Genomic DNA, 25,550 nt, shown 5'->3' on the forward strand with positions numbered 1-25,550 from the left:
CTCCAATTAAAGAAACTGTTTTACTTTTTCCAAAGCTTCAAACAAGCGATCTATTTCTGCTCTGGTGTTGTAAATAGAAAAAGACGCACGTACGGTACCCGGCACCTGTAGACGCGCCATCAGAGGCTGCGCACAGTGGTGGCCGGTGCGAACTGCAACACCTTGCTGATCCAGCAACATACCCACGTCTGACGGGTGCGAACCATCAAGTAAAAAACTGAAAACGCCGACACGTTGTTGTGCCTCGCCAACAGCAACCAAGCCCTCACAATCCGCCGCACGCGCGATACAATAATTCAGCAAATCTTCTTCGTGCGCGGCTAACTCTGCACGATTGAACGTGGAGATATAGTCAATCGCTGCACCTAAGCCAATAGCGCCTGCAATATCCGGTGTGCCCGCCTCAAACTTGTACGGAAGCCGATTAAAGGTGGTGCCCGCAAAACTACAGGTTTCAATCATTTCACCACCGCCGTGAAACGGTGCCATAGTGTCGAGCAGCGCTTTGCGGCCCCAAAGTACGCCAATGCCCGTTGGCCCAAAAAGTTTATGCCCGGAAAATGCATAAAAATCTGCACCTAACTTAGACACATCAATTTCAAAGTGCGCAACTGCCTGGGCGCCGTCCACGTAGGTAAGTGCACCCACGGCTTTAGCGAGTTCTATCATCTCCGCAACGGGATTTACCGTACCCAGCGCATTAGACACATGGCCCAGCGCGACCAACTTGACCGCAGGGGAAAGCATTTGGCGGTAAGCCTCAAGATCAATTTCCCCAAGATCAGTAATAGGTAACGGCAATACTTTTGCGCCGGTTTCTTCTGCAACCAACTGCCAGGGAACAATGTTCGAGTGGTGCTCCAAATTGGAGACCAAAATAACATCGCCAGCCTGAATGTTGTAGCGCGCCCAACTGTGGGCAACCAGGTTTGCCGCTTCTGTGGTACCGCGAGTCCAGATAATTTCTTCGAGAGCCGCGCCACCTAAAAACGCCGCGACTTTTGCTCGCGCACCTTCAAACAGTGCTGTCGCCCTATCGCTTAAGCTATGCGCACCGCGATGCACGTTGGCGTTAGTGGTGCGATAATAATCGCTGATAGCGTTGATGACAGAATCCGGCTTTTGCGTGGTGGCCGCGTTGTCCAGGTAAACCAGAGGCTGGCCATTCACGGTTTGATGCAGGATTGGGAAATCGGCACGCACCTGATCCACATCGAATACGCGCGAATTCAACTCTCCATTTACTGCCGCTATAGTCATGCAATGTGCCTCATCAGGCGCTCATCCCGCGCGAACATTCTCGCCATGATCGGTCGTAAATAATCCGCCACAGGGGCCAGTCGAATATCGTTTATCAGTTCATTGATAAAACCAAAACTCAACATCACCCGCGCCTCCTCGGCCGACACGCCACGGGTTTGCATATAGTGCAAGGCGGTAGAATCGAGCTGCGCGACAGTCGCGCCGTGGGCGCACTGAACATCGTCAGCATAAATTTCCAGCTCAGGCTTGGTGTCCACTTCCGCTTTATTGCTGGTCAGCAAGTTTTTGTTGCTGAGCTGCGCGTAAGTTTTTTGTGCATCGGGGTGAATGTGAATACGACCGTTAAATACCGCTTTGGATTCGTCAGCCACTATACCGCGAAATATTTCGTTGCTGGTGCAATGTGGAACCGCATGTTCAATACACGTATGAAAATCCACCAGCTGCTTGTTGCGCGGCAGGTAAACGCCCTGCATGTCACAGTGAGCGCCCTCACCACGATGATTAACAACTAAATCCAGACGCTTGAGCACACTGCCCAGCGCAATATAGAAACTGTTAAACGTGGCGCATCGCCCTAAATTTGCGTGAACTCCACCAATATGCGGCACAGTCTCGGCTTCGAGATTTAGCCGGTAGTAGTCGAATTTTGCATTGTCCCCAACAAGGAACTCGTTGAGGCTATTAACAAAAACGTTCGCCACGCCGTCACCACCAGCAAACTGCTCTATTAAAGTGGCCTGGCTGCTCTCACCCATGTCTACTAGCACGCGGAGCACGGCTGACTGCTGTTGTTCGCTTTCGCTGTGCAAATGTAAAATCTGTATCGGTGTCAACAGCAGCGTATTCGCCCGAACTTTCAGGTATACGCCCTCGTTGACCTGCGCACTGTTCGCCACCGCAAAAAAATGTTTTTCGCCAACGACCGCAGAATTCAACGCGCACGAGATAGACGCTTGTTGTTCAGCTGTCGCCAGGGAAAAAGGCGTAAGCTCCACACCATCGGGTAACCCCTCTAGCTCGCTGGATAAATCCGCGCAATAAACGCCATTCACAAACACCAGCTTCAACGCATCCAAACCTTCAATTTGATGCGCGGAATCCCACACTGCGGCATCCGGGCTTGCCTGATTGGATTGCTCCAGGAAGCGACCGTCGTCCAGCACCCGCAAGCTCGTGTACTTCCAGGCTTCGGTCTTGCGTCCAGGTTGCGTAAAACCCAGCACATTATTGCGCCCCTGCTGGTTAACTGCCGCCAACCAATCCAGGCTGCCTACTTGCTGCGCCGTTGAGAGCTGTTGAATCAGGTTCGCCATTACACTGCCCCGCTTAATGACGGGTCGAGCCAGCCGTACCCTTTTTCCTCCAGCTCAAGCGCAAGGGATTTATCACCGGATTTAATAATCTTACCCTTGGCCAGAACATGAACAAAATCCGGCTCGATATAATTGAGTAGCCGCTGATAGTGGGTTACCACAATAAACGAGCGGTCTGCACTGCGCAGCGCGTTCACACCATCGGCGACCACTTGCAGCGCATCGATGTCGAGGCCTGAGTCAGTTTCATCCAAAATACATAACTTTGGCTGCAGCAACATCATTTGCATAATTTCGTTGCGTTTTTTCTCGCCACCGGAAAAGCCTTCGTTGACGCCCCGCTTTAAAAAGTTCTGGTCGAGGTTTACCGCTTTACAGTACTCGCGAGCCATTTTCATAAAACTCACGGAATCCAACGCCGGTTCACCACGATGCTCGCGCACCGCATCTACCGCGGCCTTCATAAACTCCATATTGCTCACACCGGGAATTTCCACCGGGTATTGAAAAGCGAGGAAAAGCCCCTCTCGCGCGCGCTCTTCGGTATCCAGCGCCAATAAATCCTTACCCAGAAAGCCCACGGAACCTTCCGTAACTTCGTAGCCATCGCGGCCAGAAAGCACATGCCCCGTGGTACTTTTACCGGAGCCATTTGGCCCCATGATCGCGTGAACTTCGCCGGGTTTAATTTCCAGGCTTAGCCCTTGCAGAATAGATTTATCTTCGACAGACGCGTGTAGATTTTTAATTGACAGCATATTTTCGCTCATTCTTCCAATATGGAATCAACCAACAGAGCCTTCAAGGCTCACCTCGAGAAGCTTTCCAGCTTCTACCGCAAACTCCATCGGTAATTCTTTAAATACTTCTTTACAAAAACCGTTAACAATCATGGAAACAGCTTTCTCTTCGTCGATGCCGCGCTGCTTACACAGGTAAAGCTGATCATCACTGACTTTCGATGTGGTTGCTTCGTGCTCCACCACCGCCGACGGGTTTTTGCTCTCGATATACGGAAATGTATGTGCAGCACATTTATCGCCAATCAACAGCGAATCACACTGCGTGTAATTGCGCGCACCTGAAGCGCCCGGATTCATTCGCACCAGCCCACGATAGGCGTTGGAACTTTTGCCAGCAGAAATCCCCTTCGAGATAATCGTTGAACGGGTATTTTTGCCGAGATGTATCATTTTGGTGCCGGTATCGGCCTGCTGATAATTGTTGGTAAGCGCCACGGAATAAAATTCGCCAACACTGTTATCGCCTTTCAACACGCAGCTGGGGTATTTCCAGGTGACCGACGAACCGGTTTCAACTTGCGTCCAGGAAATACGTGAATTGGTGTGCGCCACGCCGCGCTTGGTCACAAAGTTATAAATACCACCGCGACCCTGCTCGTCACCCGGGTACCAGTTCTGTACAGTCGAGTACTTGATGTACGCGTTGTCCAGCGCCACCAGCTCTACAACCGCAGCGTGCAATTGATTTTCATCGCGCATGGGTGCAGTACAGCCTTCCAGGTAACTCACCTGACTGCCTTCGTCTGCGATGATCAACGTGCGCTCGAACTGGCCGGTTTTCGATTCGTTGATACGAAAATAAGTCGACAGCTCCATCGGGCAGCGCACCCCTTTCGGGATATACACAAAAGAACCATCACTAAATACCGCACAGTTTAGCGCTGCGTAGAAATTGTCTTTTTGCGGCACCACACTGCCAAGATATTTCTGTACCAGCTCCGGATATTCGTGCACCGCTTCCGAAATAGAACAGAAAATTACGCCCGCTTCTTTCAGGTTTTCCCGAAAGGTCGTGCCCACAGACACTGAGTCAAACACAGCATCAACAGCAACACCCGCCAGCGCGGCCTGCTCGTGCAGAGGAATGCCCAGTTTGTTGTATGTTTCGAGTAATTGCGGGTCGACTTCATCCAGACTTTTCGGCTTGTCGGCCATGCTTTTCGGCGCGGAAAAATAGGAAACTTCGTTAAAGTCGATTTTTGGGTAATGCACATGCGCCCATTCCGGCTCCTGCATATCGAGCCAGGCATGGTACGCCTTCAAACGCCAGTCGAGCATCCACTGGGGCTCGTTTTTTTTGCTGGAAATGAAGCGGATAACGTCTTCATCGAGACCGGGAGGCAATGTATCCGATTCAATATCGGTCACAAAACCTGCGGCATATTCTTTTTTAATCAGGTGATCAATTTGTTCCTGAGACATAGTAAAACACCCTCACCGTTGATGCTGGTGAAAAATTCAGGCTTAAAAGGGATTAGAGGCAATGCTGGACTCGCCGCGCAATTTGCTTACTGTGTCGCACACAGTCTGCGCAGCAAAATCAACATCATCTTCCGTGGTGTAGCGTCCGAAACTGAAGCGGATCGAACTGTGCGCAAGTGCGTCACTGACACCAATCACTTTCAAGACATAAGAAGGTTCAACACTAAACGAGGTACAGGCAGAACCGGTGGATACCGCCAGATCGCGTAGCGACATCAGCAGCGCCTCACCGTCAACGCCGGAAAAACTGACGTTGGCATTTCCGGCAACCCGGTGATCCATTGATCCGTTCACCTGCCAGCCAGAAAGCCCGCACAAACCGTTGAGGAAGCGATTACGCAACCAGAGAATCCGGGCATTTTCTTCGCCCAGGGATTCCCCGACGATTTTCGCTGCTGCGCCCATTCCGACAATCTGATGGGTTGGCAAGGTACCTGAACGCATTCCACGCTCGTGGCCACCGCCGTGAATCTGTGCAGCGAGTTTTAGCTGCGACTTGCGGCGCACATAGAGTGCACCAATGCCTTTGGGGCCATAAAACTTGTGCGCAGAAAACGACATTAAATCAGCGCCGAGTTCGCCCACATCAATCTTTATTTTGCCAGCCGCCTGCGCTGCATCCACATGCAGTAAAACACCCTGCTCCCGGCAGATACGCGCAATGGCATCTATCTCGTTAACCACGCCGATCTCATTATTAACGAACATAACAGAAACCAGCCGCGTATTCGGTTGCAACGCGGATGCCACCATATCGGCGGTAACTCGGCCATCCCGCCCGGGCTGCAGGTAGGTAACCTTGTAACCCTGGCTTTCAAGATGTTTAAAGCAATCCAGCACAGCCTTATGCTCGATCAACGAGGTAACAAAGTGCACGTCTGAAGGGCGTTCCAGTTCAGCCACGCCTTTGATCGCCAGGTTGTTGGATTCCGTGGCGCCACTGGTCCAGACGATTTCACGCGGGTCAGCCGCAACTAAATCAGCCAGCTCGCCGCGAGCAACTTCAACTGCCTCTTCTGCTTTCCAGCCGTACATATGTGAACGCGATGCTGGATTTGCAAAATTACCCGCCATCGTCAGACAACCCATCATCGCTTCGGCGACGCGGTCATCCACGGGTGTGGTCGCGGCATAGTCGAGATAAACTGGTTTACGCATACTTTGTTAGTTTTAAGGCTCTGTCTAATTGGAAGCCGATATCATTCTGGGATCAGGCTCCACGCTTGTCATATTGCCTGCCTGGCGCTCTTCCTGCCGCAATGCAGCCTGTTGCACGTCGTGCCGATCAACAAGGCTCTGCAGGCTGATACCGCTTAGGAAGGTGTGAATCTGGTCGCTCAGATCGCACCATAAATAGTGCGTCAAGCACACATCGCCCTGGTTGCAGTTACCTGCGCCCCCACAACTGGTGGCATCGATGGACTCATTAACGGCATCGACGATCTGGGCAACGAACAGCTCAGACGCTTCGCGGCTGAGCTTGTAGCCGCCGCCGGGGCCACGAACGCTCGAAACCAGCGCGTTCTGGCGTAATTTGGCGAATAGCTGTTCCAAATACGAGAGTGATATACCCTGTCGCTTGGATATATCCGCGAGACTCACTGGACCACGCTGCGCGTGCAGTGCGAGATCTAACATGGCAGTGACCGCATAACGGCCTTTGGTAGTTAATCGCATAATGGCTCACCCTTGTGATTATGGCTTGATCATTATCGAATAACCGAGTAATGCGGTCAACTATTTACCCCGGACGTTTAATAGTCTAATTATCCACATTTTTGGAGAGGTTTTTCATCTTTTCGTCGGTATGATATATGTAATTCTGCACGGACGTGAGCATCCCGCGCAGAATATTCAACTCCATTTGATCCATACGAATACGATTAAACAGACGGCGCAACCGCGTTACCGTTTGACGAGGGTTATCCGGGTTTAAAAACTCCAGCTTAATCAGCGTGTCCTCTAGGTGGGCATAGTAGTGCTCCAATGCGCCATTGTCCGCTGGAGGCATATCCCAGTCGTCAAAATGGGGCGCCTTACCTTCCTGCGCGGTCAGTGCGGACATGCGGATCTCGTAGCAAATCACCTGCAACGCCGCTGAAATATTAAGCGCACTGTATTCCGGGTTGGACGGGATATGCACGTGGTAGTTGCACTTGTGCAGTTCCTCGTTCGTCAAACCGCGATCTTCACGACCGAACACCACTGCGACCGGGTGCTTGGCTGCCTCAAACCAACAGCGATCACCACACTCGCGCGGCGTGAGCAATGGCCAGGGAATTCGGCGTTCGCGCGCACTGGTACCGATAACCAGACCACAATCCGATATTGCCTCGTCAAGCGTGCTGACCACCCGTGCATTTTCAAGCACATCAGTCGCCCCCGCCGCGCGCCATACGGCTTTTTCTGCGGGAAACTCTTTCGGATCGACCAATACCAGCTCAGACAACCCCATGTTTTTCATGGCTCTGGCCGCTGCCCCAATGTTACCTGGATGCGTTGTGTTGACCATCACCATTCGAATATTTGGAAATTGGGGTTCTGCCATTACTAAAATCACCTGTACTCGCGAGGGCGCGAAGTGTACCAGAGCCGGGCCTTACAGAATAGCCGCGCCACCGGCTTGCTGGTATAATCTCGCCCCGACTCATCCCCTACAGCCCCTTTTGCGGGCATGTTCTTTATCAAGAGATTTACTATGGAACCCATGCTTACCGTTGCGTTGAAAGCAGCACGCAAAGCCGGCGAAATTATCGAGCAACAGTTCGAGCGGCTGGATTTAATCACCATTGAGGAAAAAGGCCGCAACGATTACGTGAGCGAAGTGGACAAGGCGTCCGAACGAGAAATTCTCTACCACCTGCAAAAAGCCTATCCGGACCACAGTTTTCTGGGCGAAGAAACTGGCAACTCCGGCGCCTTAAAGAGTGACTACGAGTGGATTATTGATCCGCTGGATGGCACCACCAACTTTTTGCACGGCATTCCTCAGTTTTCAGTTTCTATCGCCTGCAAATACAAGGGTCAGCTGGAACACGCGATCGTACTGGACCCAATCAAGCGCGAAGAATTTACCGCAAGCCGCGGCAAAGGCGCTGCGCTTAATGGTCGCCGAATTCGCGTTTCGCCACGTAAAGGTATGGATGGCGCACTTATCGGCACCGGTATTCCATTCAATGGTTTTGCGCTGGAATATATCGACGAATATTTGGGCGCGCTGCGTGAAATTGCGAGCCAGACTGCAGGGATTCGCCGCCCAGGTTCCGCCGCACTCGACTTGGCCTATGTCGCAGCCGGTCGCTTTGACGGCTTCTGGGAGATGAACTTAAAGCCATGGGATATGGCCGCAGGTATTTTGCTCGTGCGTGAAGCCGGCGGTATGTTGAGTGGGTTCAAAGGCGACAGCGATTACCTGAGCACAGGTCATGTGGTGGCAGCGACACCAAAAGTGTTTAAACCGCTGCTGCAAATTGTCGGCAAACACATGAGCAAAGTTTACTAGGGCCAAATAGGCAAACACCCGGGCGCAACCTAAGGGTTGCGCACTCGCCCATCCCTTTTACTCGCCCTCGCCATTGTTAGATCGCTCTTGCCTATACAGCTCTTAGTTATTTAGGCTTTGCATGTTTTCCTGCATCAGTAAATCATTAAAAACATTTACCAACTGGCTGAGATTCAACGGCTTCGTCAAATAGTAATCAAAGCCGGATTCCTTCCCTCGCTCGATATCTTTCACCAGCGCATTCGCGGTGAGAGCTATCACCGGAATGGCTTCAGTGATTGGGTCCTGCTTGAGCACGGCCAAGGTTTCAAAACCATCCATGCCGGGCAGGTTGATATCCATAACAATGAGGTCAGGCTGTAATTTACGCGCAAGATAAATGCCGCGTATGGGCTCTGCCGCAATTTCCAGGCGCAGATTGGGGTAGCGCACCAGGAATTGTTTCATCAAGCGCTGGTTGGGCGGGTTATCCTCCACGTACAGAATGGTCCGTTCGCCCTCCACTTCAAGCGCTGGAATTGCGCCTGCCGACATATCTTCACGCCGGCGATCATCGGCAAACTGTTCAATCGGCTGACCCAGGTACACCGGCATATCCACCCAGAATTCGCTGCCGACATTTTCTTTGCTGCTAAATCCAATCAAACCACCCATTTGCTCAACCAACTGTTTGGTGATGACCAAACCTACCCCACTGCCCTCAATGCTGCTGGCCTCGTTGCCGAGCCGGTTGAACGGCTGGTACATTTGCTTTTGCAGATGCTCAGCAATACCACGGCCGGAGTCCTTTACGGTCACCCGCAAAAATGCCTCTTCTAACCGCGCGCAACCGACGTGCACCGAACCGCCATCCACGTTGTATTTGATCGCATTACTCAACAAATTCAAGAAAACCTGCTTGAGGCGTACAGCATCAGCGACAACGTCCACATCGCTTTCATCGCAGGCGGGCTCCAGAGTTACCGAAATACCGCGCATTTCCGCTTGCGACTGGAGGGACGAAACGGCTTCCGCCAACAAACGTGCGGGGGTTACGGGTTCCAGCGAAAACCCCATGCGGCGAGATTCAATTTTCGCCAGATCCAGCACATCACCCACGAGCTGCAAAAGATGCTCACCTGCGCGGCGGATCTCGGCAATATTGGCTCGTTGTTCCGGCAACAGGGATTTATCCGCATCGCACAGCTGGGCAAAACCAAGAATAGAATTAAGCGGCGTGCGTAATTCATGGCTCATACTGGAAAGAAAGTCCGATTTCGCCCGATTGGCTTCCTCCGCCACCTCTTTCGCCTTGAGCACGCGCTCTTCCGCCAGTTTAATCTCGGTCACATCCATGTTGGTACCGGACATACGTGTAGGTTTACCCGCTTCGTCGTAGGTCATCTGGCCGCGCGCGCGTATCCACCGCCAGTGTTCGTCTTTGCCCCGAATCCGATACTCCACATCAAACGGCACCCGATTTTGGACATGCTCCTGCAAGGTGTGGTCAAACTCTTTGAGGTCATCCGGATGCATACGCTTGCGCCATGCGGACATTCGGTCCATGCCCTGGTTGACGATATCGTCGTGTTCGGTGAAGCCCAGATGTTCCCAGCAGCGATTGGAGAAATGGAAACCACCGTGGGCAGACGACCACTCCCAAATACCATCATTAGAGGATTGAATAATCCGTGCGTGCCGCGCCTCACTGATCAACAGCGCCTGTTCAGTCTGCTTTAGCTTGGTGACATCGAACACGATGCCCGACATATATACAACGCGCCCTTTCGCATTGCGTTCCGCATCCACGCGTGCTTCAGCCCAAATATGCCCGCCTTTCTTTTTTCGGATGCGAAATACAATCTCGCCCGGCCCAGAGCTGCGCAAGTGGGCAAAAATGTTCGACATCAACTTCTTTTGATCATCCGGATGCACGTATTCGATAAACTTATCTGGATTGGAAATGAATTCCATGTCTGCATCCGAGTAGCCGAGGTGACTCCAGAAACCACCATTCCAAGCCATTTTAGAGTTGGGCAAATCCCAATCCAGGAACGCGTAACCGCGGCTGCCGCGAAAAATACGCTCGTAGGTAGAGACAGATCGTTCCAGCGCCTGCAGTTTCGCCAAAGTATCGCCATGCATGCTCACATCAAGCCCAGGCGCCGCCGCAGCGGGTTTTCGCTTTTTAAACCACACAGTCAATTCCCGAGTTTGCTTTCCACGTTATACACCCGCTTGCCGCACCTGCGATCAGCCAGATTCAGCACCCAAGCGACTCCAACTCCGTGTACACCGTCCAGTGCAAGACGATATCGAATTACACACTAATAGACTATTTATATCTATGCGCGCCAGTGCAAATTCATAGCACCTATACTCAACGTGATAGTTGACAGGGCTGTTGCCCCTGGAGGTACCTATGACCACACCACTCACCAGTATCGCTGCAGCCACGAAAGATAACATCGCCTCCTGGTTTATTCTGCTCGGTGACGCCGCTACGTCTGAACGCAGCCACGGCATGCAATCTTACAAGCTCGACCTCTCGACGACAAAGTTGCCGCCAAAATCGGGCACTCGCCCTCGCACGAATTGCGAGCATAAAAAAAGCGGGGCGCGCTAACACTCGCCCCGCTTTTAATAGCCATGACCGTCTCGACTACGGCATCATCGATTCCTGATCCTCGCCTTCCTTCTCGATAACAATCAAATCGTCTTTCGATATGTTCATAGCCAACATGATATTCGCCGCGACATAGATGGAAGAATAGGTACCGATACCAATACCAATCAACAGCGCCAGCGCAAAGTTATGGATCAGCTCCCCCCCAAAAATAAACAACGCCACTAATACCAGCATAGTGGTACCGGACGTAATCAGCGTACGGTCAAGCGTTTGGGTTAGAGAAATATTCACCACTTCAATGGGTTCAGCCTTGCGTATTTTGCGAAAGTTTTCGCGAATACGGTCAGAGACAACGATGGTGTCGTTCAACGAGTAACCAATAACAGCAAGTACCGAGGCAAGCACCGTGAGATCGAAATCCAACTGAAACAAAGAAAACATGCCCAGCACAATCAAAACATCGTGAGCGAGGGCAACAACAGCACCTACCGAAAACTTAAACTGGAAGCGCAGTGCAACATAAGCCATAACTACGGCCAACGCGAACAACATACCCAGGGCGCCGTCGTTGGCAAACTCCTCACCAATTTGTGAGCCCACATATTCAATTCGCTTGAGCTGTGCAGGCTCTTCGCCCCCATACGCCTGAATCAGCTGGGTTGCAACTGAGTCGCCAATTTTTTCGCCATCACTTTGAATCCGAATAACAACGTCTTCATCGCTGCCAAAATTCGCTACCACTGCATTGGCATAACCCATTTCCCCCAGTTCATCGCGCACCTTACCCAGGTCGGCAGACTGCGGATAGTGCAACTCAATCAGTGTGCCACCGGTAAAATCTAAACCGAAAGCCAGGCCTTTAACCAGCAAGCTGCCAATAGAGATCAGCACCAGCGCAATCGAGAAAGCAGCCGCGAGCTTGCGCCGCCCCATAAAATTGATAACTTTATCTTCGTTCATTTTTTTGCTCCGATTCGACAGCGCTGTTAAATCCACAATTTATTGATTTTACGACCGCCGTAAATCAAGTTAATGATCGCCCGCGTCACCATAACGGCTGTGAACATGGAGGTCACAATACCGATGGCCAAAGTTACGGCGAAACCTTTCACCGAACCGGAGCCAATGGCATAAAGAATAATGGCCACAATAAACGTAGTGAGGTTGGCGTCGAGGATAGTCTCAAATGCACGCTCAAACCCCGCTTTAATGGCCGACTGCGCGGGCATGCCATCTCGAAGCTCCTCGCGAATCCGCGAGAAGATCAGCACGTTGGCGTCCACCGCCATACCCACCGTCAATACGATACCGGCAATACCCGGCAAGGTCAGGGTCGCACCGAAAATCGACATCACCGCCACTAACAGTACCAGGTTGGTTCCCAACGCAATATTCGCGGCAAGGCCAAAAACCCGGTAGTAGAACAACATAAATACCAATACCAGACCGAGACCAATCTGCACTGATTTAATGCCTAAGCCAATATTTTCCGCACCCAGCGATGGGCCGATGGTACGTTCTTCTACAAAGCCCATAGGTGCAGCCAGCGCACCGGCGCGTAATAACAGCGCCAATTCAGAGGCTTCCTGCGGATTATCCAAGCCGGTGATACGGAAGTTCCTGCCGAGCGCACTTTGCACGGTCGGGAAAGAGATAATGCCCGCTTCCGGCACTTGCTCGTAGCGGGTTTGCTCTTCGCCGTTCTCGTCTTTGTATTTGGTAGACTTGGTCTTGTACTCAATAAACAGTACCGCCATACGACGACCGACGTTATGACGTGTCGCGCGGTTAATTGCCGCTCCACCCTGCCCGTCCAGGGTAATGTTTACCTGCGGCTGGCTGGTATCCTGATCAAAACCCACCTGCGCATTGGTTACGCGCTCACCGGTAATAACTGCACGCTTTTCAACCGTGTTGTCGCCGAAACGGCGCTGACTCGCTTCATCACGCCAGGGGTAACTTTCCTTTTGACTGGAGAGTGTCGATTCATTGGCTTCCAGGCGGAATTCGAGGTTTGCAGTTTTACCAATAATCGATTTGGCGCGCGCCGTGTCTTGGATGCCCGGCAGCTCGACCACAATACGATTGCGGCCCTGACGTTGCACCAGTGGCTCAGCAACACCAATTTCGTTGACCCGGTTGCGCAAGGTGGTGAGGTTCTGGGTTACTGCGTAGTCTTCTTTTTCACGCACATAGGCATCGGAAAGACGAGCGCGAACAATGAACTTGCCGGACTCTTCGGCGCGTTCGTATTGCAGTTCGGGCACGTCTGAGCGCATAAACTCAGTCAGTTTCATGCGGTCAGCATCGCTGTCCGCAACGACGGTCAGCTGGTTGTCACGCAGGGTTACGCGTGCACCGTAAATACGCTCTGAGCGGATTTGCTTCTCCAGTTGCTCCTGAATGCTCTTATACTCTGCCGCCAGTACTTTGGGAGTATCTACTTCCAACAAGAAGTGCACACCGCCGGCCAAGTCCAAGCCCAGCTTCATTGGCCCCGCGCCCATTTCCAATAACCAGTCCGGGGTTGTCGGCGCAAGGTTCACCGCTACAACATAATCGCCGCCAAGCGCTTCTTGAATTTCCCGCTGAGCTTTCAATTGGTCGCTCTGTTGGCGCAAACGGATAAGACCGTTCAGATCGTCGTGTTCGACGCCAAAATAGGCAATATTGCCCTTGTCCAACACTGCAACAGCTTTATCCATCGCCTTTTGATCGATTTTCAAACTCGCAGACGACCCGGAAATCTGGACAGCGGGATCGGGTGCATAGATGTTGGGCAGCGCATAAATGAACCCGACACCAAGGATGACGAGTATCAAAAGGTATTTCCAAAGCGGATAGCGGTTCATGAGTCTTTCCAGGTGGTCCTGCGTAACAGGTGAAGGATTGTTATTCTCGATATTAAAAAAATGGCGCGATTATACCCGGGTTACCCCGAGCTATCAGCAAGATTGCGCCAGTGTGTGCATTATTCAAGTGATTGGCAGAATGCAGGCCGCGCTTTTGACTGTCGCGCGTAGAATTCGTTTACCCAATTTTTCAGATTGTGCGCTTCAATTGCGGCGCGGATTTCGCTCATAACAGTTTGGTAGTGACGAAGATTGTGAATAGTGTTGAGCTGAGCGCCCAATATTTCGCCGCATTTATCCAGATGATGCAAATAGGCGCGGCTAAAGTTACTGCAGGTGTAGCAATCACAGCTCGGGTCCAGCGGGCCAGTATCGTAGCGATGACACGCATTGCGAATTTTGATTACACCCTCGCGGGTAAATAAATGACCATTGCGTGCATTGCGGGTCGGCATCACACAATCAAACATATCGACACCGCGACAAACGCCTTCGACAATATCTTCTGGCTTGCCCACCCCCATCAAATAGCGCGGCTTGTCTACCGGCATCTGCGGGCCTAAATGGTTAAGCACGCGAATCATATCCTCTTTGGGCTCGCCGACACTCAAACCACCAATGGCATAGCCGTTAAAGCCGATCTCGGTCAAACCTTGAAGCGATTCTGTGCGCAAATTTTCGTACATTCCGCCCTGCACAATGCCAAACAGTGCAGACGGGTTGCCCTCGTGAGCCGCTTTACTGCGCGCCGCCCAGCGCAAGGACAACTCCATCGACGATTTGGCTTCTGTCTCCGTTGCCGGGTATGGAGTGCACTCATCAAAGATCATGACGATGTCGGAACCCAGATCGCGCTGCACCTGCATTGCCCGCTCTGGATCGAGAAACACTTCACTGCCATCTATAGGCGAACGGAATTTCACGCCCTCTTCCGTAATCTTGCGCAAATCACCCAAACTGAACACCTGAAAACCGCCAGAATCCGTCAAAATCGGACCGGACCACTGCATAAAGTCATGCAGATCGCCATGCTGTTTCACGACTTCGGTACCGGGGCGTAACATCAGATGAAAAGTGTTGCCCAGCAGAATCTGCGCGCCAGTATCGTGAATGTCCCGAGGTAACATACCTTTAACCGTGCCGTAGGTGCCCACGGGCATAAATGCCGGGGTTTCTACAACGCCGCGGGGAAATCTCAAACGACCGCGACGCGCTGCGCCATCGCTGGTGTCCAACTCAAACTGCATGTGGCACTCAGCCATGGGGGTTCTCCTCGGTTAAAGGGCGAATTTTTTCTTGCGACGCTGCCGGGTTTCGGGTAACAAACATCGCATCGCCATAGCTGAAAAAACGGTATTTCTCCTGCACAGCCTGCGCATAGGCATTCATCGTATTGGTGTAACCCGCGAACGCTGAAATCAGCATCAGCAACGTGGATTCTGGCAAATGGAAATTGGTGACCAGCGCATCGACCACGCGAAATTCGTAGCTGGGATAGATAAAAATGTTGGTATCGCCTTGATACGGCTGCAAATGCCCACTGGCAGCGGCGGATTCCAAACAGCGCACGCTGGTTGTGCCTACGGCAATTACCCGGCCACCACGGACCTTAGTGGCTGCCACCGAATCGCAGACGGCCTGGTCCACCCACATCACTTCAGAATGCATTTCGTGGTCGCGAATATTGTCTGCCCGCACCGGCTGAAAAGTGCCCGCCCCCACGTGCAAGGTCACAAATGCGACCTCAACACCCTTGGCTTTCAACGCCTCCAGCAATGCATCATCAAAATGTAAGCCGGCGGTTGGCGCGGCAACCGCACCTTTGTTTTTGCCGTAAACCGTTTGGTAGCGCTCTTTATCCTGCGCTTCGTCCGCACGATCTATATAGGGTGGCAGCGGCATATGGCCGATGCGCTCCATAACCTCCAGGGCCGATGCGTGCCTGGGAAATTCCAGGGTGAAAAGTGCGCCCTCACGGGCGGTCATGGTGACTTCCGTTCCATCCTCAAGCACCAGGATCGCACCGGCTTTGGGTGATTTGCTGGAGCGCACATGCGCATAGACGCGGTGTGAATCGAGCACGCGTTCCACGAGGATTTCAATTTGCCCGCCGGTGGATTTCTTGCCAAACAGGCGCGCAGGAATCACACGCGTATCGTTAAATACCAGTAAATCGCCCGAATTTACGCGCTCGAGAAGGCTGGCAAACTGGCTGTGTTCAACCTCGCCGGAAGCGCCATCCAGCACCAGCAAACGGCTGGCTGTGCGGTCTTGAGTGGGGTAACGGGCTATCAGCTCGTCTGGGAGAGAATAGAAAAAATCCTGCCTGCGCATAGTCAATCAATTGGAACGGATGTAACGGGGCCGCAAGAGTAGCGGAATCGGACGGTTAATGCCAATCTGGCACCCTATTGCGGCGGTGAATCTGGTTGAGGCACGCGACTCCCGTGCGAAGCCGCGCAGTATGACTACAGTTTAGAGACTGTAACTAGCGCTCAACGCCACAATCTGTTTTACCGAATCTTCCATTTTGACAGTGGACAAACTAAAAGCGGCTCCCCAGCGCGGGGAGAAATTGAAAGACACACCCACGCCAACAAGTAAATCCGTTGCACTGCGCTCGTAGGTGTGAGATTGCTCCCCCAAGGTTACATCGTATTCCTGCTGCCATGACCACAAGCCCGCACGGAAAAATACATCCGCCGTCTCATCCAGTACATACAGCGCCCGCACCCCCGCAAAAGGGCCCGCACCGTAGACCGGGTAACGTTCTGCAATCAATGTTGAAACCTGATCCGCATCGGTCGTGACAGCCGCAACAGCAAGGTCAGCCTTACCCAAGCTTATATAACCTGCCTCCAAGTCGAGCCAGGGCTGGAGCTGATACCCCACAAACCATTGCGAGGATACAGACAAGCTGCGGCTTACACTCAGATCCGATTCCTGTGTAACTTCGTCGAGCGCTTTTTGAAAACCTGCGCGATCCCAATCGCTGTGAGCGATGGCAAGGCCGGCTTCGAAGCGGAACTTACCAGCAACGAGGCTGTTCACGTGAGTTCGCCAACTCCCGTCCTCGCCGGCGTTTGCTGTTCCACTCCAACCGAGCAGCGCCGCTAACAAGGCCCAGTACCGCCTGCGTACTAACAGCAATCCAACCATCAGCCAAGACCACCCAAGAGCGCCACCACCGCCATGTTTTGTGACCTTCACATCGGTTTGGGTGAAAATACCGCTGAGACTTTGCTGCTGCTTGTTGTCGGTAATCGCGGTTTCATATGCGCTGGACTCCGCACGGGTGGTTACCGCGAACTGCTCGACCGAGCTGTCGCTACCCAGCACCACGGCCAGCGAAGCGTCAGCACCTGCGGCAATATCACCAAGATCACATCGCACCAAGGTTGTAAATGCCTCACAGTTGTCTGGCAGGCTAACCACCGTCATGCCGTCTGGCAGCTGTGTCCAGGTAACAACATCCTCTTGGGCCGCCATGCTCTGGTTGGTGACCGTAAAGCGGTAGTTAATCCAATAGTTCGCAGCACTTCCAGCAGCGGCACTGGCGGACAGACTCAGATCGCCGGTTGCACCCTGCACTTCGCCCTCACCCAACAAGAAGATGTCCACACGCTCCTGCGCCGGGCGATAGCTGAGAATATCGGCCATGGTGTCGCCATTGAAATCTTCCGCTATGACAGTCGCGTCTCGCTCATAAATCACCGTATGCGTGAGTGCGTACCCGCCAGGCGAGCCAGTTGCGTAGTAGCGCTGCAGCGCGCCATTCTCGTTGTACACCAAAATATCCAACTGTTGATCGCCATTAAAATCGGCCACCGCCAATTGGCTGACACTGGCGTTACCCAGCGTCGAACTCAGCGTCATGGTATTGGTGGCAGTCACATGAATTATCGAGACCCCGGCTTCACCGGTATCGAGGCTGTGGGCGCGACCGACAATAATTTCAGCATCGCCGTCACCGTCCAGATCAGCGATGTGCAACGCCGTTATTCCCTCGATTGGCAGGCTCGTTGTCGCCGCTTTCTCGACAACTGTGTGCAAAGCAGCACCGGGCTTGGCAAGGTTGCCGACAGCGAAATCGAAACCCACTACCATTAATTGCTCGCCAGTGGCGATAGCCAGTCGACCTGCCACATCGGCTTGACCACTCGCGGAGACTAAACCGAAATGACGTGTAACAACCGGCAGATTAATAATTCGCGGTGCGAGATCAAATCGGCCTGCGCGATTTAAATAAAGATAAATGTTTGCGCCATTTCCGCCGAGAAGCAGGTCCGGATAACCATCACCGTTGACATCGGCAAGTTCGCCCTCTTCCGCCAGAGGCATCGCCTGATCTGACATCGCCGGCAAATAGCGACCATCACTTTGACCGTAATAAACCGCACTACCATCGCCTGCTGCGTTAATAGCGACTACATCCGCAAGGCCATCCATGTCCACATCGGCAGCTAAAAGTTTTGCGGTTTCGCCAAGGTCATCGATCTCGCCAAGCTCGGAGACCGAATTGTCGATAACCTTGTAACGCACGAGCCTGAGCGGCATATCCCGCTGTGTTCCCACGACAAAATCGCGATTGCCACTAGCGCCATCACCGAGCCGTGCGATTGCTGTAGCACCGCTCAAACCGAATTTGATATTGCCGCGACTGACCGCCTGTTTTCCAACACTAACGTCCGTTGCGACAGCGGCCAGAACCTTATTGGCGTCCACTTCACGCAGCTGTAATTGAACGGCGATATCCCCTTCCGCATGGGGCGTCAGTTTGAATGCATACTGGCGCAAACTACCTTCGCTCATCGCAGTAGGACACTCAAAAACTGATTCGGATACCGCAGCACAATCGCTGTCAACCGAATCAATAGACCCGCCCGCGCCTGCGAACGCCACCTCCAGTATTGCGTTTACATCCGTTCCCAACTCGTGCTGAATCGTTATAGCCAACTCCAACGGTTCATCCAACAAAGCCGGTACGCCGGCCCAGCGCGGTTCCAGAGTCAGCTGCGCAGCATCCTGAGAAATCACATCCAGCGTAAATGCTTGCTCCACATCGAACTCACCATCGCTCGCACGCAGCACCAGATCGTAACTGCCTTCAGAATCGAAAGGCGGCGTGCCGGCCAAAATAGAATTTTCAACCTGCAACCAACTCGGACCGCCGACCAGGGTAAGAGCAACCGCGCTGTCTGGGTCGTTTACGCGCACCGGATATTGGTATTCGCTTGCCACCCGCGCAACCGTGGACTCTGGGGTAGAAACAAATATGGGAGGATCGTTTACCTCTGCAATGCTGATATAAACGGTAACCGGCGCAGAGTCCAACAGGCCATCACTTAACTGGTAAACAAATTGATCCGAACGGGCGGGCCCACCATTGTGCTGATAAGTAAAACTGCCATCGTCATTCAATTCAAACGCCGCCGCACTGGACGGTTCACTCACCAGCAATAAACTTAGTGCATCGCCATCCGGGTCCAGATCATTCACCAATACACCTTCGGCAGCGGAAATATGAATCGCCCCCCGCTCGAGCACGCTGTAGCTATCACTCTGCCCTTCTGGTTTATCGTTCACGTCAATCACGTCAATCGAAAATGGCGCAAGCGACTTTTGCTCGACTCCGTCACTGACGGAAATCACAATATTTGGATAACTGCCTACATCCTCGTTCGCAGGTGTGCCGGTAATTTCACCGCGCGCGGTATTAAAGAATGCCCAACCAGGTAAATTTGCCACACTGAAGACTAAGCTATCCTGGTCGGCGTCTGTCGCCGTTGGCGTGAACAGGTAATTTGCATCCTGTTCGACAGTCGACGGTGCCGTGCCCGATATTACCGGGGCATCATTAACCGCTGTGACTGTTACGGTAACGGTACCGTAATTGGAAGCCGCAGCTTCATTATCGGAAACCACATAGGTGAATGAATCGGTACCGTTAAAATCGGCGTCCGGGGTATAACCCAATGAGCCATCACCATTGTTTAACAGGTTTCCGTGCGCTGGTTGAGTAACCAATAGCAGCGAACTTAAGAGCACACTGCCATCCACATCGGTGTCGTTAGCCAAGGGTTGAATAATCACCGGCGTATCTTCTGCCGTGGTTACCTCATCGTTTTCAGCCACAGGCTCATCGTTCACGCTGTCAACGGTGATGGAGACAATCGCCGCTGCGGACCAGACGCCGCTGTTGTCCTTCAACCGGTAACTAAAACTGTCTAAACCAGCGTAATTCGAACTGGCGGTATAAAGCACTATACCGCCCGCTTGCACGACAGCCGTACCAAATGCCGGTGGATTAACAATTTGCAGCGAACTCAAATCCAGACTGCCATCAATATCAACATCGTTGCCAGCAACATTAATGTGAATGGGCGCATCCTCATCGGTGCGTACCAGATCGGGATTCGCGACAGGCGCATCGTTAATACCGTTGATCGTAAGAGCAACCGTGGCGATATTCGAAGCCGCCCCCAGATTGTCTTTCACAATATAGGCAAAACTGTCATTGCCAAAATAATTTGCGGACGGTGTATAGGTCACCGCACCGGTCCCAGCATCCACTTGCGTAGCTCCATGTGCTGGCGCGGTAACCACCTGAACCGTACTCAAATTCAATGCGCCGTCCACGTCGCTATCATTTGTTAGCACGTTAACCACAACCTGAGTGTCTTCATCCAGGGATGCTGCTTCATTCACGGCAACCGGCAGATCATTTACACCGGTAACGTTGATTACCACAATCGCGACATTCGACCTGAGCCCTGCGGCGTCGGTAACTGAATACGACAGTGAGTCAGAACCATTGAAGTTTGTCGCCGGAATATAACGGATACTACCAGCGACTACCGACGCCGTTCCGTGAGCTGGCAGCGCTGTAATAGTCAGGCTCGACAAATCGAAAGAATCATTCGCATCTACATCGGTATCATTCGCGAGCACATCAATATCAATGGTGACATCTTCCGGTGTCGATGCGGAATCCGCGACCGCAACAGGCGCGTCGTTTACAGGCAATACGACAACGGTAACTTCCGTTGCAGCGGAAACATCACCGGAAAGATCGTGAACCATATAGGTAAAAGTATCGGTGCCGGTGAAATCTGCGTTTGGAGTATAAGTGACGATACCGCTTGCCGTGTCCACACTGGCAGTACCATTTGCCGGCAAAGTCGCAACAACACTGGCGGGATTAATAGTGTCGTCAACATCCGTATCGTTGGCTAACACCAGAATTTGTACTGCAGTATCTTCCTGTGTGGTCACACTGTCGGCCACCGCATTTGGTGCATCGTTGACGGCGGCAATATCAATCGGCACCGTGGCCAGAGATGCGAGCGGGCTGCCGTCTGTATCGCGCGCGGCCACCGACAAACTTGCAGCCGCCGTGCCGAATACATTTTCGCTCCCTCTGAATTTAATCGCCGCCGCACTACTAAAATACGTATTAATAGCAGTGATTGTTCCGGTCAAGGTAATTGCGCCGGAGCTCAATTGGCTGATCGCCACTTCACTGGTACTCGCGGGAGCCGGAAGCTCGCCACCAGACAGCGCCAACAGCACCATCACCGATGTACTATCCACGTCAGCAACTGCGAGGTTTGTAGTATCCAGCGTAGACAGCGTGTCTTCCTGTGCATTAAACCGTGCTGGCGCGCTCGCGAGCGTAGGCAAATCGTTCACGTTAGTGACGGTAATGTTAAAGGCAGGCAAGCTGGTTTTTGCTCCCGTCGCATCCACCGCAGAAATAATAATCCCGCTCCAAATGCCTACATCGTCGTTTTCAGGTGTACCTTGGAGCTGTCCGTTACCACTATAAAAATTCGCCCAGTCCGGTTTATTGGCTATTTCAAAATGGATGCTATCGCCAACATCCACATCAGTCGCTACAGGCATAAAAAAGTACGCTGAGTCTTCATCGACAGCGGTCGGCGGCGTGCCTGAAATAACCGGCGGATCATTCGCATTGATCACCGCGATCGAAAATGCTGTCAAACTGTCACTGCTGTTTGCTGCGTCGGTTACGGTAATAACGATATTGGTGTAGCTACCAACATCCTGGTTGCCAGGGGCACCGCTCAGCGTTCCTGTAGCAGAATTAAACGTCGCCCATGCAGGCTTGTTGCTAATGGAAAAGGCATGGCTATCGCCAACATCAACGTCCAGCAGCGCTGGCGTAAAACTGTAAGTGAGATCCTGCACCACGGCGGTTGCTGGTGTACCGCTCAACACCGGAGCGTCATTGGTATTTATTACAGTTAAATCGAAACCTGGCAAACTAACGGACGCACCGGAACTATCGGTAACCGTAATCACAATATTTTGCGTAACACCAACATCTGCGTTAACGGGTGTGCCGGTCAGCGCCCCCGTTGTTGTGTTAAACGCGGCCCATGCAGGTTTGTTGGCGATACTGAAACTGATCGTCTGGTTAAGGTTGGCGTCGCTCGCCGTCGGCGTAAAACTGTAGGCACTGTCCTCCTGCACGGATGGCGAGGGACTACCACTGATCACGGGATCATAGTCGGGTGTGGTTTCAGTAATGGAAGGGACATCCACCACATGATTTAATTTGGTCGAGCGGTCCTGCCATACCAGAACAAAATTATTGTCCACTTGGTAGTCAAGATTAACCACCAGTGACCATTGATGATCAACTACCGTCGTTGTTGCCAAAGGTGTGGAAGAATCTGCCGCGCCATCGTTGTCCGCGTCGCGATAAACTGCCACTTCTGTCGCATTAATCGTATGCGTACCGGCAAGTGTATAGCTTGCCCCCTGTTGACTGGTCGCACTCGCGGGTGTTGTAACCACAAGGCTGACAGGCTCGGTTGCGTAGGTTATCGCTAATTGCCCCGCAACAACGTTTTTAAGCAAATTATTTTCTGCGTCGTCGACCGTATTTGCAGGCAGGTCGACCGTCACCACACCAGGTGAAGAAGGGATAATATCCGCCGTGTAGGTAGCGCCACTACCAGTGAAGTTAGCTACACTGCCGTTGCCTACCACAAGGTCGGTATCACTAAACCCGCTGACATCGCGCGGAAAATATATGGTAATCGGTATACTTGCGGCGTAAGTGAGGCTGGAAACCGAAGACACAATAACCGGTAATAACTGATCTACCATAAGCACTGCGTACGCACTGCCAAACTCGTAAGTGCTGCTGTCGATATCGGCTTGCAACTTCCCGCTATTAATGGAATAGCTGCCGGGATTAGCATTCGCGGGTAGATTTAAAGTCACGTCAAAACTACAAGAGGCCGATGGCGCTAGCTCCCCCCCGGCAAAAACCAAGGTTGTTGTTCCGACCACCGTTGAACTCGGGCCGCAGGGCGCAGTAGGCAAACTGGACGCGGTTAAGCCGCTCATCACAGAACTAAACGTGTCTGAAAATTGAATATTGGTAGCTGCACCGCCGGTAGCCGCATTCGCGATGGTGTAGCGCAGAGTCACACTGCCACCGGCGAGTGCAGAGCTGGATAAAAACGCCTTACTGAAGGCCAACCCCGATACGGTTGTTGTTTTCGAAGCCGCTGGAGACCGGACACTACTCGCACTAACCAACGCACTGACTTCCGAGCTGGTAAGCGTGAACCCGCCCGGAGTTGCCTCTGGCGGAATAACAACGGCTACCGTGAACTCACAACTCTCCCCTGCACTCAACAATCCACTGGCAAATGTCAGCACCGACGTGCCAGTAATACTGGAGCCAGTTCCGCAAATATCATTTAGCGGTAGCCCGCTTGCAGCCAAGCCGGTTAGCGCCTGATCCAGATCCAACGAAAACTGAATGCCACTCGCAGATGCAGTCGCGGCATTACCATGGCGCAACTTAAAATGTAAATCCGCGGTTTCGCCCGGCTCAAAAATATCTTTGTCTGTTGCGATGCTGAGCAGAGGCGCGGCATATACGGAAAGCACACTGGAGGAACGGCCGCTGTACCTTATCGCCCCGTTGATTGTGGCGGATATGTAGCTGCTGGTAAACGTATAGGCGCCGGGCAATGCGGAGTCCTGCAAAACAAACCCTACGTCGAAAGTACAGTCTGCTCCCGCGGCCAATGTTCCTCCCGACATTAACACCGAAGACTCATCCCGGGCGCTGTCGTAACTCAATGAAAAAGTCGAACCCGCGCCACAACTTCCTGTAGCGGGTAACTGGGAAAGCCCAAGCGATGGCAGAACGGTCGAGTACGGCAGAGTGAAATTAATACCCGCCGCGGTATTGGCCGTACTCGTATTAGTCAACGTAAAGCGTGCATTAACAACCTCCCCTGCGGCCGCGCTCGACTGCAAAAAGCTTAGGTCGAGCAAGGGCGCTGCCTGTACAACCAGGGTGCCAGACGCGGCGGGTTTAGTGGTCGGGTTGTCCAACGTCAGGTTCACCGCACTGGTCGTTGTACTGTAGCTACCAGAAGCTACGTTGGTGGGAACAGATACTTCCACATCGAAGGTACATTCGTCTTCAGGAGGAACCGACGCACCGGCCACCGTCAACATAGAAGAGCCGGAAGAGGTTGAACCGGGGCCGCAAAATCCATTAGCGGGCAACCCTGAAACAACGAGTCCGGAAATCGCGGAGTTCAGGTCGTGAGTGAATGAAATATCCGTCGCACTGCTCACCCGTTCAGCATTTTTGATGGTGTAGGTAATCGTTGCTGTTTCCCCGGCGGCCAATAATTCCGGCAACGTTGCCTTCAAAAACGGCTTAACCACACGTAAACGAGCAGACGTGGGGCCACTGGGGTTCGCACCATTTTGACTGAGTTGGCCGCTAAGATAGTCATAATTCCCTGGGTAGGCTGCAGTAACGTTCGCCGAAATCGTACAGGAGGCTCCCGCAGCGACTCCCCCCAAACTGTGGGTCAGGCTATTAGTGCCGGGAAGCGCTTGCACAGTTGGTGTAAATGTTTGCGTACAGGTGGAGGCAACTTCCGGATTTGCTGTGAACATTAGCCCTGCAGGTAATGAAGTGGTTAAACTGAGCAATAGCGCATTCGAACCGTTAAGCGTGTTGTCCACGGTAAAAATCAAGCGAGAAATACCGCCCTCCGCGATCTCGCTGGGCGTAAATACAGCCGAAAAGCCCGGGCGTGCGGCATCGACGGTCAACGTAGAATTCGTGGTTCCTGAACTGCCCTCGCTCGACGTAATACCGCCCGACTCAAAATTGAAACTACCTGCGGAACTGGTGGTTACATCCAAAGACATCGAACAGCTTGCACCGCCAGCAAGTCGAAAACCCGAAAAGGCAATTGTGTCACCATTTTCTGGCGCACTTGTAATAACACCAAGGCAATTTTCATTTAAGCGAATGGGCCCCTTAATTGTCATACCAGCGGGGAGAGTATCGTTTAGTACAATATTCGACGCTGACGCGACATTGCCGGAATTATCAAACGTATAAGTCAGGGTTGACGTTGCACCGGGCCCGATCGTACTGGGAGAGAATCCAATCGAGATACTGGGAGGTGCTGCGAGTACCGGTAGAACTGCAAAGCCAGCAATGAGACTACAAACATAACGAACCGAACTTTTAACGAAACTCATTAGCGGAGCCAACCTTTTTTGCTCTGAAATAGCCGTTCGCGCAATCAGCCGCACCGTCGCGCACGCTAGGCATTAATTAATAAGGGAATTTTTAATCAAGAATCACAACCAAGGCATTGCACATTCTTTTGGGCACAACCACCTTTTAAACTACCGTTGGAC

At 52.5% G+C, this 25,550-nt stretch carries 15 protein-coding genes; 2 read left to right on the forward strand and 13 right to left on the reverse strand.

Annotated elements, in window-relative coordinates:
- Positions 1-6: 6 nt before the first annotated feature.
- The 7 genes from TERTU_RS11675 to trmJ form a co-directional block, all read right to left on the reverse strand.
- The gene (locus TERTU_RS11675) at positions 7-1,260 is read right to left on the reverse strand and encodes an aminotransferase class V-fold PLP-dependent enzyme (protein WP_015820716.1); all 1,254 of its coding nucleotides are present in this window, start codon (positions 1,258-1,260) and stop codon (positions 7-9) included.
- Positions 1,257-2,579 (reverse strand): Fe-S cluster assembly protein SufD, encoded by a 1,323-nt coding sequence (gene sufD / locus TERTU_RS11680; RefSeq protein WP_015818253.1) that lies wholly within the window; start codon positions 2,577-2,579, stop codon positions 1,257-1,259. Before sufD ends, TERTU_RS11675 begins: the two co-directional genes overlap by 4 nt.
- Positions 2,579-3,337: a Fe-S cluster assembly ATPase SufC gene (gene sufC, locus TERTU_RS11685; RefSeq protein ID WP_228378143.1), complete on the reverse strand. Its 759-nt coding sequence runs from the start codon at positions 3,335-3,337 to the stop codon at positions 2,579-2,581. Before sufC ends, sufD begins: the two co-directional genes overlap by 1 nt.
- 27 nt (positions 3,338-3,364) lie before the next feature.
- Positions 3,365-4,804 carry a Fe-S cluster assembly protein SufB gene (sufB, locus tag TERTU_RS11690; RefSeq protein ID WP_015818368.1) on the reverse strand — a complete coding sequence of 480 codons (1,440 nt, stop codon included), beginning with the start codon at positions 4,802-4,804 and terminating at the stop codon, positions 3,365-3,367.
- Between the two features lie 42 nt (positions 4,805-4,846).
- The gene (locus TERTU_RS11695) at positions 4,847-6,022 is read right to left on the reverse strand and encodes an IscS subfamily cysteine desulfurase (RefSeq protein WP_015817996.1); all 1,176 of its coding nucleotides are present in this window, start codon (positions 6,020-6,022) and stop codon (positions 4,847-4,849) included.
- A gap of 24 nt (positions 6,023-6,046) precedes the next feature.
- Complete coding sequence (gene iscR / locus TERTU_RS11700; protein WP_015819768.1) at positions 6,047-6,541, reverse strand: Fe-S cluster assembly transcriptional regulator IscR; 495 nt, start codon at positions 6,539-6,541, stop codon at positions 6,047-6,049.
- A gap of 85 nt (positions 6,542-6,626) precedes the next feature.
- Positions 6,627-7,412 carry a tRNA (cytosine(32)/uridine(32)-2'-O)-methyltransferase TrmJ gene (trmJ, locus tag TERTU_RS11705; RefSeq protein WP_015819308.1) on the reverse strand — a complete coding sequence of 262 codons (786 nt, stop codon included), beginning with the start codon at positions 7,410-7,412 and terminating at the stop codon, positions 6,627-6,629.
- A gap of 150 nt (positions 7,413-7,562) precedes the next feature.
- On the opposite strand from trmJ, the gene TERTU_RS11710 reads away from it, so the two are divergent.
- Positions 7,563-8,366, forward strand: a complete 804-nt coding sequence (locus tag TERTU_RS11710) for an inositol monophosphatase family protein (protein WP_015818492.1) — start codon at positions 7,563-7,565, stop codon at positions 8,364-8,366.
- A 102-nt stretch (positions 8,367-8,468) separates the two neighbouring features.
- Here the strand turns inward: TERTU_RS11710 and TERTU_RS11715 are convergent, their stop codons facing one another.
- Positions 8,469-10,544 (reverse strand): PAS domain-containing protein, encoded by a 2,076-nt coding sequence (locus TERTU_RS11715; protein ID WP_015818078.1) that lies wholly within the window; start codon positions 10,542-10,544, stop codon positions 8,469-8,471.
- Positions 10,545-10,767: 223 nt separating this feature from the next.
- Between TERTU_RS11715 and TERTU_RS11720 the strand changes: the two genes are divergently transcribed.
- On the forward strand, positions 10,768-10,971 hold the full coding sequence (locus TERTU_RS11720; protein ID WP_015820768.1) for a hypothetical protein: 204 nt from the start codon (positions 10,768-10,770) through the stop codon (positions 10,969-10,971).
- Positions 10,972-11,007: 36 nt separating this feature from the next.
- On the opposite strand, the gene secF is transcribed toward TERTU_RS11720, so the two are convergent.
- From secF to TERTU_RS11745, 5 genes are all read right to left on the reverse strand, one after another.
- A complete protein-coding gene (secF, locus tag TERTU_RS11725) occupies positions 11,008-11,934 on the reverse strand; it encodes a protein translocase subunit SecF (protein WP_015820172.1) in 927 nt (308 codons plus the stop codon).
- A gap of 26 nt (positions 11,935-11,960) precedes the next feature.
- Positions 11,961-13,826, reverse strand: a complete 1,866-nt coding sequence (gene secD / locus TERTU_RS11730; RefSeq protein WP_015820114.1) for a protein translocase subunit SecD — start codon at positions 13,824-13,826, stop codon at positions 11,961-11,963.
- Positions 13,827-13,945: 119 nt separating this feature from the next.
- Positions 13,946-15,073 (reverse strand): tRNA guanosine(34) transglycosylase Tgt, encoded by a 1,128-nt coding sequence (gene tgt / locus TERTU_RS11735; protein WP_037988228.1) that lies wholly within the window; start codon positions 15,071-15,073, stop codon positions 13,946-13,948.
- 7 nt (positions 15,074-15,080) lie between these two features.
- Positions 15,081-16,160 (reverse strand): tRNA preQ1(34) S-adenosylmethionine ribosyltransferase-isomerase QueA, encoded by a 1,080-nt coding sequence (gene queA / locus TERTU_RS11740; RefSeq protein ID WP_015817196.1) that lies wholly within the window; start codon positions 16,158-16,160, stop codon positions 15,081-15,083.
- A 141-nt stretch (positions 16,161-16,301) separates the two neighbouring features.
- Positions 16,302-25,388 carry a tandem-95 repeat protein gene (locus tag TERTU_RS11745; RefSeq protein ID WP_041590217.1) on the reverse strand — a complete coding sequence of 3,029 codons (9,087 nt, stop codon included), beginning with the start codon at positions 25,386-25,388 and terminating at the stop codon, positions 16,302-16,304.
- Positions 25,389-25,550: the final 162 nt, after the last annotated feature.

The organism is Teredinibacter turnerae T7901, assembly GCF_000023025.1.
Taxonomy (GTDB): domain Bacteria; phylum Pseudomonadota; class Gammaproteobacteria; order Pseudomonadales; family Cellvibrionaceae; genus Teredinibacter; species Teredinibacter turnerae_B.